Below are 10,081 nucleotides of genomic sequence, written 5' to 3'. Positions count from 1 at the left end.
CGCGATCAACCAGCTCAACCAGCTCGGCTACACCGTCACCCTCAACCCGAGGGAGCAGCCAGCCTGACCGACGACCCCGGACACCCGGCGACCCCACGGCCACCGGGCGTCCAATGCTGCCCACACCGACCCTGACCTGCTGCTATTTACGCGTCAGGAGACCGCCTGCTTCGCGCGTTCGGGCGCGTCGACGGTGGTGTCGAGATCGGTGAGCTGGTCAGATTACGTATGAAAAAGCCGCCCGCTGACCGGACATGAAGAACTCACGCCGGTATGAGGAACACATCCGGCGGCCGAGCACCGGCCGGCGCCGAACCGCCGGCCCGTCCCCGTCCGCCGTTCCCTGTCCCCGTCCCGTGCCCGTGCCTCTGGCTGAGAGCCCCGGAACGAGTGGGGAACTCCTGGGAACGGGCAACCCGCCGAGGGCGGAGGAGGGGCCACCGGGTTCCGTCAGCTGCCACCGGAGCCCGGTCCGTAGAGCGCGGCGATGTCCTTCGAAGACGCCCATCGGCTGTACGTCGGCGACTGCGGCCAGCCCTCGGGCGAGTCCTGCCACTCCTCCTGCCGCCCGTACGGCAGCAGGTCGATCAGCGCGAAGGTGTGACTGAGCTGCTCGGTGCCGCGGCCGTCGGTGTGCCAGGTGCGGTAGACCGTCTCGCCGTCGCGCAGGAAGACGTTGACCGCGAACCCTCCCTCGGGCGGAGCGCCGACATCGGTGCCGAAGGAGCTGTTGGCAGTCGAGTACCACGTCATCCGGTTGCCGACCCGCCGCCTGTAGGCGAGCGCCTCGTCGATCGGGCCCTGGGTGACGACGACGAATCGCGCGTCGTAGGCGTCCAGGAACTCCAGACGCGTGTACTGCGAGGTGAACCCCGTACAGCCCGGGCACTGCCATGCGTTGCCGCCGGACCACATGTGGCTGTACACGATCAGTTGCCTGCTGCCCTCGAAGACGTCCGCCAGCCGAACGGCGCCGTCCTCGCCCTCCAGGGTGTAGTCGGGCATCTCGACCATCGGCAGGCGACGACGCTCGGCGGCGATGGCGTCGAGCTCGCGCGTCGCGGCCTTCTCCCGGACACGCAGCGCATCAAGCCTGCGCTCCCATGTCACGGCGTCGACGACGGGTGGCAGTGCGTGGGTGGTCATGGTCCCTCACAGAGCTCGTGGGCGGTTCCTGCTCCTACGGAGGTAGACCCCGCCGGACCCGGGAACTCATCGGTCGGCGCAGAAGGAGCGCGGCCGAGGCGTCACCGGTCCGGCCGACCGCGTGCGGTGGTTCCGGGCCCGGGCTCGTTCCGGGCGGTCGCGAGGGAGCGGCGAGGGCCGGGCTACGCCTTCCGTGCGTCGACGAGCTTGTCCAGTTCGCGCATCGCCTCGGCGTGGGCACTCATCCGGCGGCTCACACTGCCGCTCGTGAAGAGCCCGACGCCGGCCACCGACACCGGTACGGACAGTCCGAGCACGGCCAGGGCTTCGGGCCAGTCGCGTTCGTTCTGGCACCAATCACTCCTCTGCAGCCCGTCGTTGGCCGTACCGCGTTCGGTCAGCAACCGCGACTCGCACTCCGCGGGGTGCTGGTCGTCGGGTTCCTCGTCGACCGTGTACGGCGTGAGCAGCAGCAGGGCGCACCATGCCCACTGGAGGGCCGCGACAGCCAGCAGACCGATCCCCCAGGCCCGTATCCGGCCGGCCCTGTCGCGGAAGTCGAGATCGTACTCACGTGCACGCATGGCGGACGAATCTACCAGCGGGTTCCCGCGGCATCAGCGGCGCTCCGGCTCCGCTGAGGTCACGGAGGACGGCACACCGGTGACACCGTCCTGAACGTCGCCCGGCCCCGGTCGCCGGTGCCGATCCCACCGCCTGCACGATGTCCCGATGGGGTCGGTGGCAACACCTCGCCACCGCCGAAACGGGTCCCGCCGGAATCCGTCCGACGGGTACCGGCCGGGGCGGCGAATACGAGGACGCGCCGATCACCAGGGGGCGCCCCGCCGTCCCGGCCGATGCCACGTCCCGCTCACAAGACGGCGGCCTGCCGTACGGCCCGCCCCGCCGACCGCGACGAGCCGAACCCGTCCGGGACTTGAGCGGCTCATCCACGACGTGACGCGGTGCGCGTGGGCGGCACGATGCGTATGCGCCTCTCCACGGGGGCGCTGTCGATGTCGTCGAGTTGCGCGACGATCGTGTTGCGCAGTTCGTCGTAGTCGTCGAAGGAACAGTCGCGGAAGAGGGTGTATCCCGTCCACATCAGATTGGCGCACACCCGTGCCGGCACCCGGCCGGTCCTTGCACCCATGCCGACCAACGCCACCGAGCGGATACTGCCCGGCGCCTTCTTGTTCTGCTGGTGGACTGCCTGGAACGCGGCGGCGCAGGCGAGGGCCACGTTCAAGGTCTCGCTGACGTTCTGCGAGGACGACTCCATCGTCGGCGTAGAGATGAGGAACCTCGGGGTGACCGCCCCGGACGGGACGCACACCGCGCTGCCGACCGGGAGCGCCCCGTCGAAACCGCTGCGGATCGCCCTCTGCACCCGCAGTTGGATGCCGGCGCCGAGATGCCGCTTGACGGCTGCGTCGACTCCACCGTCCATCCGGCCGCGGGAGTTGGTGGGACTGACCCAGGCGTCGACGTCCTCGTCGAGGATCGAGCCCTGGCGGACCTCTATCCCGGGAGTGTCGGCGAAGGCGGCCCGCCATGCCTCCACCACTGCCTTGTTGACATCGGTCAGCACCACTCCGAGCAGTGGCTGCACACGGTCCGCGGTCACGGTTCACTCCGATCGGCAACGGTCACTCAACTGATCTGGACGCTACTGCCCCGCACTGACAGCGGAGCCGTCCCGCCCTGTGCGCGGGAGCCGGAAGGAGACTGTCAGTGGGCCCGCATAGCCTCGTGGCACTTCTCGGATCGGCCCTTCCACCAGCACGCTTCGACCCTCCGGAGTCCTTCCGTCATGAGCGATGTGCACACGCCCGCCCCGTCCGGCCCGAACGACCCGCTGGCCCTCTCGGAACTGTTCGAGGGCGGCGCTGAACCGTGGCTTCCCCTGCTGAGGCCGGTCATCGAAGCGCAGCCGGACGCCGCCGAGTTCATCGGCCCGAGCCGCCGCCCGGAGGTCGTCCCCGTCCGCGAGCTGACCTTCCAGGCGCTCAAGCCCAACGCGCCGCACAAGTGGAAGGTCGTCGTCTTCGGTCAGAACCCGTACCCGCGGCCGGAGAGCGCCACCGGCATCGCCATGTTCGACAACACCTTCCACGACTGGAGGGACAGCCAGTTCGGCAGGGTCGTCAGCATCCGCTGCCTCATCAAGGCAGCGGCGATGTGGAAGTACGGCATACCCAAGAAGACCCCTATAGCCGACGTCCGAGCGCTGCTGAAGAAGCACGACACGGTCCAGCCGCCGGAATGGTTCCAGGCAATGCTCACACAGGGCGTACTGCTGCTGAACGCGGCGCTGACGGCCGACAGCGACGGGGCGATCGGCACCGACCGTCACACCAGGTTCTGGCGGCCGGTCGCCGAGAGGATCGTCGAGGAGATCCTCAAGGCCAAGCAGACGGCGGACGAGGAGGACCGTGGGGTCGTCTTCGCGTGGTGGGGGGCGCACGCGCGCAGTCTGAAGAAGGTCGTTCTCAAGCTCCAGAAGAAGTACCCCGAGGTCGACATCCGGCACATCGACCATGCCAACCCCGCCGCGCAGGGCGACATCTTCTGCGACGGCGACCATCTCGGGACGGTGAACGCCGCGCTCACGTCACTGGGTGCCGACGAGATCGACTGGCTGCCGAGCACCGGCTGGAACGAGATCGCCGCGGAGGGCGGTGGGGCCCGCGGCGCCGTCGCCGACCGCATGGGCGCGTTCATCGCGTCCACGATGGAACTGCACCAGCTGTATCTCGACCGTCTCTCCGGTGTGAAGGACGAAGGACTCGTCCTCCCCGCGATCACGGGTGTGTTCGACACCCCCCTGATGGACCTCCGTGAGGCCGTCGCCCCGGTCACCACGCTGCTGTCCGGACTGGGCCGTCACGTCGACCGATCGCACGAGTTCGGCAAGCTGCGGGCGGACGAGGCGTCCGGCGGCCTCTCCGCCGACGCGATCGCCGCCCTCCACCTCTACACCTGCGAGTCCGCGTTCTACCGGGAGATCAACGCCGTGCTGCGCTCTCAGGACCGTTCCGGACTCGTCCCGTACCTGCCGTATCTGCGATTGCTGTTCTCCGCGGTGTCGCAACTTCCCGTTCGCACCCGGCCGTTGTGGCGTGGTGTGTCCCTCGACCTGCGTGCGCAGTATCCGCTCGGCCGGACCGTGACCTGGTGGGGCGTGTCCTCGTGCACGTCCGAGCTCGGCGTGGCCAAGGCGTTCCTCGGCAGCCGCGGCAAGCGGACCCTGTTCGAAGTGGTCCCTGCCCGGGCCGTGGGCATCCGCGACTTCTCCGCGTTCACCGGGGAGGACGAGTTCATCCTGCTGCCGGGCACCCAGCTGAGGGTGACGGACGTCAGGGCCGAACGCGGCGGCCTGTGCACCGTACGGCTGACGGAGCTGGACGAGCCGCCTCTGGTGTCCTGAAGGCGCACCGGGCGGGTACGTCGCTGCCCGGGAGAGCGGGCGGAGGAGTACCGGAGGCGGCCTTCCGCAACATGTTCAGCCGATGCCCTGGCGGTCGGGCCGCAGCGCGAACGCGCGCTCGGCCGCCTCGGGCAGCGTCCGTTCCAGGGCCTGGGCCAGAAGCACCCGGTGTCGCACCAGCGGGGCACGCCGGTCCTCGGGCACGAGCCGCAGCAGATCGTCGATGCCGGCCAGCATCCGCCGGGAGACCTGCGGGCTTGCCGCGGCGCATCCACGGATCTCGGTGAGCCCGAGGTCGACGAGATCGGTCCAGCCGGGGACGTTCTGCACCAGCCGTACGACCCCCTTGCGGTCCCGGTGGTGCACCGCGCCCAGCGGGCGTACGGCGACCGCCGCGAGGAACTCCACGATCCGGTCGAGGCACTGCACGGCGGTGGTCGGATCGTTCACGGCGGGCGACAGCGCCCGCAGCGCGATGTCGGACAGCTGCCGCAGTCCGAAGCCCAGGTCCTGGTGGAAACTGCGCTCGACGCCGACCGACACGCTGTGCCGCAGCGCCGACCGGGCGGGCACACGCGGCCCGTGGACCGCGAACACGGGCGTACCGGGCACCACGTGGTCCCCGATCCGGGGGATGAGCCGCAGCACCACCCCGTTCCGCCGTGCGACGCGCACCAGGCGCGCGATGTGCACGTCCCGCAGGACGCCGGCGTGCCCCTGGTGGCTCATGCGCGCGACCTCGGGCGCCAGGGGCGCCCCGTCGGGCCCTTGCACGGGCATTCTCGCCACCTCCCCGAGCGACTCCTTGTTGATCCGCTCGACGACGGGCCCGACCTTCATCAGCTGCAGGGTCTGGGTGACGTACGCGATGAACAGCACCAGGCTGAGCACGACCATGACGACGGTCAGGGCGCTCTGCACCACCGGCACGGTCATGACGTCCCGCGGGTCGGCCTCGCTCTCGTACGAGGTGAGGACCAGCAGCGACAGCAGGAACGTCGCCAGGAACACCGCGAAGGTGAGCTTGCTGATCCTGCTCCGGATGAAGATCCGCACGATGCGGGGCGTGAAGTTCCCGGCGGCCATCTGGACGGCGACCAGCGAGATGCTGAAGACGACGCCGATGAAGGTCATCATCGCCGCGCTGACGGTGGTGACGATGATCCGGGCGTCCTCGGCGATGGCCATGAGGCGGCGGATTCCCTCGAGGTCCCCGTCCTCCCTCAGGGCGTCCACGATCGCGGTATCGAGGGCGTCGGCGACGCCCCAGAGCAGGAAGACGAGCGTCAGGGCCGTGGTGGGCGCGAACCAGAAGGTGTCGCGCAGATGCTCCCGAAGCGGCGACAGTGCGCGCGGCCTGCGATGACGAAGTTCACGGCTCACGCCGTGAGGCTAGACGACTGCTTACGCCACGCACATCCCCCGTCACGCTCCGTGCGTCGGGGTCGGATGACCGCCGGGGCACGCCGCTGGGGCGGCTCCCCCATCACCCCACCCCACTGACCACGGAAAATGCGGTTCAGAGGCGCCTCGAACCCCTGGTAGAGTTATCCGTGTCGCCGCGGGGAACACCCCGGGGCCGGCAAAACACCTGGTCCGGGTGGCGGAATGGCAGACGCGCTAGCTTGAGGTGCTAGTGCCCTTTATCGGGCGTGGGGGTTCAAGTCCCCCCTCGGACACTTGTGGGACGTTCACGAGATCGTCCCGAAGCGTTCACGAATTACCGGTCGAGTCATGTGACTCGCCGGTATTTCGTCGTTTCTGGGGCCTTGAGNCCCTTTATCGGGCGTGGGGGTTCAAGTCCCCCCTCGGACACTTGTGGGACGTTCACGAGATCGTCCCGAAGCGTTCACGAATTACCGGTCGAGTCATGTGACTCGCCGGTATTTCGTCGTTTCTGGGGCCTTGAGCCTCGTGATCGGCCCGGTGAGGGGGTGGGGCGGTGGCGGTCCAGGTACTGCGCCTCTCACCTGCGGAAACAGGACATGCCTGCGCCACGGCTGGTAGCCGTGGCGCAGGCATGTGGGGTTTTCAGGGGGCGGAGCGCGGCGGAGGTGTGTCACTCGCGTGGCGGAGGCTCGACCTGCTCAGTCGGAAGCGGTCGCGCCTGAGGCGAGTCGGAGGGCTCACCGGGTTGGGTTGCGGCGCTCTGCGTGCTGGCTTTGCGGGGCTGGATGCCCTGGTCGCGGAGGAACCGTCGGATGGCTCTGAGGTTCGCCACGAAGATGATGACGGCATTGAGCAGGGTCTGTGCGACGCGTCCGTGCGGCAGGCGGAGCTGGGGATTGTCGATGCTGTCGAGGGCGGATTTCTTGAGGTTGCCGTTGCCGCCCTCGTTCTGACTGCGCAGTCCGGACCAGGCTTCCTGCCACAGAGGGGTGAACAAGGGGTATTTCTGCCGCCACTTAGCCAACACGGTGCCCGGGACGGTGATGCTCTTCCCCCTGCAGATGTCGGGGTAGACGGGGCTGTCCCGCTTGGGCCTGGGGATGGTGGGCAGGGCTGCCGGGGTACGGACAGTGGGGGCGTCGAGGTCGACGACGGTAGATGGGCGTGGCTGGGGCCGGCGGTAGCAGGTGACCGTGGCGTGCGGCCCGAGGGCGGGGCACTGTCGACGCTGGTCCCCAGCGGGCCCGTATTCCTTGATCTTGGTCTGGTAGTCCTTCCGGGACTGGATCAGGTCGAGTGCGTGGGCGCGGTCCTCGTCAGTGCGGCTGTCGATGTATGTGGCGCCTGCAGTGACGAGCGGGGTGGGCATGAGCGGGCAGTAGAACTCGCCGCCGACCAGCTGCATGCCGCGGAACTCTCCCTGCCGGTCGACCTTGTCGTCGTTGTAGTGCTTCACCGAGTTGAGGCCGAGTTTGAGCAGCTGCAGATGCAGGTTGTGAGGCTTGGCCTGGGTGATGCCCCGGTCGGCGCAGAACAGGTCTTTGACCAGGCCTCGTTCGAAGGCCGGCTGGATGGCGCGCAGGGCGGCCGGGCCGGGTTCGGTGCCCGGGGTGTGAAGGATCATGCCGAGGCAGACCGCGGGGTAGGCGCCAGCGAGGTCGCCATGGCCATGGCCTGGGAACGCGGCCATCATGGCGTAGCGGAACTCTCTCTTCTCCGGCGCCTTGGCCTTCTTCTCCCGTGCCGACTTGGTCTTGCGAGGCACTGGCTTGTTTGCCGTGCCGCGCCGGGTGCCAGTGTTCGTGGAGGCCGCAGCTTTGCCGCTGGGCGACTTCTTCTGCGTTCCTCCCTTCACGTACATCCCGGCGGTGATCTCAAGCGAGGCCCGGTCCTGGTGGTAGTCCGGCTCTTTGCCCCAGACCGGAACCGGAGTGTCGTCGACCGCGATGTGGCCAGGCCACCGAGCGAAGTCGCCGCGCCGGTAGGAAGCCATCACCGGAGCGAGAATCAGATCCTGGGCGATGGCCTCCAGGTTGCGCACGGTGTCCTGGTTGTCGCGGGCATTCCACTTCCGTCGGATCTTCTTCGCCTCGCTGAGCGACAGCCGCTTGCGGCGGTCGTGCGGTGCAGGGTCGAGGCGCCGGGTCATCGAGGACCAGGACCGGTAGACGCGCTTCGACGTCGCGTACTGGTGGTGCGCGACGCGGTCGATTTCTTCTCGGGTTGCGCCCTCGCGGATGTGCAAGTCGACGTCGGGGACGTCAAGGAGGGCTTTGGACCCTGGAGACAAGGCGAAGAAGAGCGTCTCCCATGCGTCGTTGATGTTCGCGCTCTTGCCCATGTACTGCGACAGGATCAGGCCGATCAGCACTGTGCGGAATGGGAAGCCCTTCGGGCCTGGCCGGTGCTCGTTGGAGGGAAGGCGTTCCAATACTCCGCTGTGGCGCACGAGGTCGAAGACCTGCCTCACAACGCGGTCGCTGAGGGTACGGCCGGGGGCCTGCGGTGCAGGGCGTAAAGCGAGGTCGGTACGCCGGCAGGGTTTGTCCTCCGGGTTCTTCCTGCTCATGCCGCCCCCCGCAACAGATCGGATGCCTCCGCTTCGGGCACGTCGTGGAGGAAGACGAGGTAGCGCGAGAGGCTGTGCAGGGTCCCGAGTCCGGACGCTTTGAGGATCACCTTCAGCGGAATACCTGCATTCAGCAGATCGACGAGCCAGGTCGTGCGCAGCCGCTGGGTCTGCAGCACTGCACCGTCACAACGGCCGATGATCCGCGGGTACCTGGCCAGCCAGTCCGATGCGATGTGCTTGCTGGTGCGGTCCTGCCAGTCCGGCCGGAAGGCGTACGAGTCCGCCGAGATGTGGGCGGCTTCCGCCAGCAGCAGTTCCTCGTAGGCGTACCGGCATACGACAGTGCGCGGACGGCGCCCATGCACCTTGACCAGTGCCCGGCCGGTGGGGCCCGCCAGGATGTCCCGCCCCCGAACGTACACAAGATCCTCAACGGCGAGCCCGCAGCCGACACCGAGACAGAACAGAAGACAGGCGTTGCGCCGCTGGGCGGGGGTGGGCAGGCTCTGCGCCCAGATCAGCCAGTAGGCGATTTCTGCTGGCGGGTAGGGGGCCACTGGGGCGGCGGTGGCCTTCAGCCGGAGCGGCGGATGCTGTCCGAGCTGGTCCAGCAGGAGTGCTTCGGAGGCCCGGCGCAGCTGGCTGCTGCAGGTTCGGCGGCTGTTGGCGGCCATGTCGCGGCAGCCGACGAGGATGAACCGTTCGACGGTGCTCTGGTCAAGGATCACCGAGGGTTCGAGCGGGAGGCCCTGGGCCTCGACCCAGGCGACCAGCCGTGCGAGCGGTGTCATGACCACGTCTGGGCCGTAGGGTCCCGCTGCGACGGCCATGAATCCCAGCGAGCGGACGACCGGAGCGATGCGGCGCCACTGGGCGGGCGGCACCGTCTCCGCCTTCGGTGCGTAGGCCAGCAGGCGATTCGACACAGCGACCTCCAGGCGCAAGGCCCATGACAGGTGGCCGGTTAACCGGCCACTGGTGTCAGTGTCGATCACGATCTGAAGGAACGCATCTTTATGACCGGAGGCCGAGCGCGCACGGCGCCGCCATGGAGCTACGCCGTCGATCCGGAGGAGTGGCCGCATGCCCGGATCACCGGGGAGCCCGCCGCGGCGGTGGTCCAGACGATTGCCCGCCGCCTCGCCGCCGCCCTGCGTGAGAGGCCGGAGCTCTCGCTGCGTGCCCTGGCCGCCCAGAGCAACGTCGGCAGACAGACCATCGGCGATCTGCTGGCTGGCGCCACCTGGCCGGATGTGCTGACGGTCTGCCGACTGGAGCGTGCCCTGGGCCTGGCGCTCTGGCCCGGATCGAATGCGACCCAATGTGCTCATGACTGATCCCCAATTGCCTCTTTGAGGTCAGTCGTGCACGCTCAAGTGCGGAATGGCGTAGACGCCCTATAGCGCCACCCGTGGGGGCAGGGTCATTGCATGATCGAGATCTGTCTGGGTTCGTCACGTGAGTCCGAGGGCTCGTAGGGGCCGGTGGTAGTCGCGGCCGGTGTGGCGGAGGGCGGCGGCGATGTTGGTGTGGCCGTCCTG

At 68.5% G+C, this 10,081-nt stretch carries 8 protein-coding genes and 1 tRNA gene; 3 read left to right on the top strand and 6 right to left on the bottom strand.

What is annotated here, in order from left to right:
- Window positions 1-450: 450 nt before the first annotated feature.
- The 3 genes from QMZ92_RS35490 to QMZ92_RS35480 form a co-directional block, all read right to left on the bottom strand.
- Entirely contained in the window at window positions 451-1,146 is a 696-nt protein-coding gene (locus tag QMZ92_RS35490) for a DUF899 domain-containing protein (RefSeq protein ID WP_283302022.1), read from the bottom strand.
- A 182-nt stretch (window positions 1,147-1,328) separates the two neighbouring features.
- Window positions 1,329-1,730: a hypothetical protein gene (locus tag QMZ92_RS35485; RefSeq protein ID WP_283302020.1), complete on the bottom strand. Its 402-nt coding sequence runs from the start codon at window positions 1,728-1,730 to the stop codon at window positions 1,329-1,331.
- Window positions 1,731-2,095: 365 nt separating this feature from the next.
- Window positions 2,096-2,776, bottom strand: a complete 681-nt coding sequence (locus QMZ92_RS35480; RefSeq protein WP_283302018.1) for a macro domain-containing protein — start codon at window positions 2,774-2,776, stop codon at window positions 2,096-2,098.
- 186 nt (window positions 2,777-2,962) lie between these two features.
- On the opposite strand from QMZ92_RS35480, the gene QMZ92_RS35475 reads away from it, so the two are divergent.
- Window positions 2,963-4,579, top strand: a complete 1,617-nt coding sequence (locus QMZ92_RS35475; protein WP_283302016.1) for an ADP-ribosyltransferase domain-containing protein — start codon at window positions 2,963-2,965, stop codon at window positions 4,577-4,579.
- A gap of 75 nt (window positions 4,580-4,654) precedes the next feature.
- Here QMZ92_RS35475 and QMZ92_RS35470 read toward each other — a convergent pair whose 3' ends face one another.
- Complete coding sequence (locus tag QMZ92_RS35470) at window positions 4,655-5,962, bottom strand: DUF2254 domain-containing protein (RefSeq protein WP_283302014.1); 1,308 nt, start codon at window positions 5,960-5,962, stop codon at window positions 4,655-4,657.
- 211 nt (window positions 5,963-6,173) lie between these two features.
- Here QMZ92_RS35470 and QMZ92_RS35465 point away from each other — a divergent pair.
- Window positions 6,174-6,258, top strand: a tRNA-Leu gene (locus QMZ92_RS35465).
- Window positions 6,259-6,638: 380 nt separating this feature from the next.
- On the opposite strand, the gene QMZ92_RS35460 is transcribed toward QMZ92_RS35465, so the two are convergent.
- Window positions 6,639-8,537, bottom strand: coding sequence for a hypothetical protein (locus QMZ92_RS35460; RefSeq protein ID WP_283302012.1), 1,899 nt, complete (start codon window positions 8,535-8,537; stop codon window positions 6,639-6,641).
- Window positions 8,534-9,466, bottom strand: a complete 933-nt coding sequence (locus tag QMZ92_RS35455) for a site-specific integrase (RefSeq protein WP_283302010.1) — start codon at window positions 9,464-9,466, stop codon at window positions 8,534-8,536. Before QMZ92_RS35455 ends, QMZ92_RS35460 begins: the two co-directional genes overlap by 4 nt.
- 90 nt (window positions 9,467-9,556) lie before the next feature.
- Between QMZ92_RS35455 and QMZ92_RS35450 the strand changes: the two genes are divergently transcribed.
- The gene (locus tag QMZ92_RS35450) at window positions 9,557-9,877 is read left to right on the top strand and encodes a helix-turn-helix domain-containing protein (RefSeq protein ID WP_283302008.1); all 321 of its coding nucleotides are present in this window, start codon (window positions 9,557-9,559) and stop codon (window positions 9,875-9,877) included.
- Window positions 9,878-10,081 lie beyond the last annotated feature (204 nt).

The organism is Streptomyces sp. HNM0645 (assembly GCF_030056615.1).
Lineage (GTDB): Bacteria > Actinomycetota > Actinomycetes > Streptomycetales > Streptomycetaceae > Streptomyces > Streptomyces marianii.
This window is presented reverse-complemented; position numbering and strand designations above follow the sequence as displayed.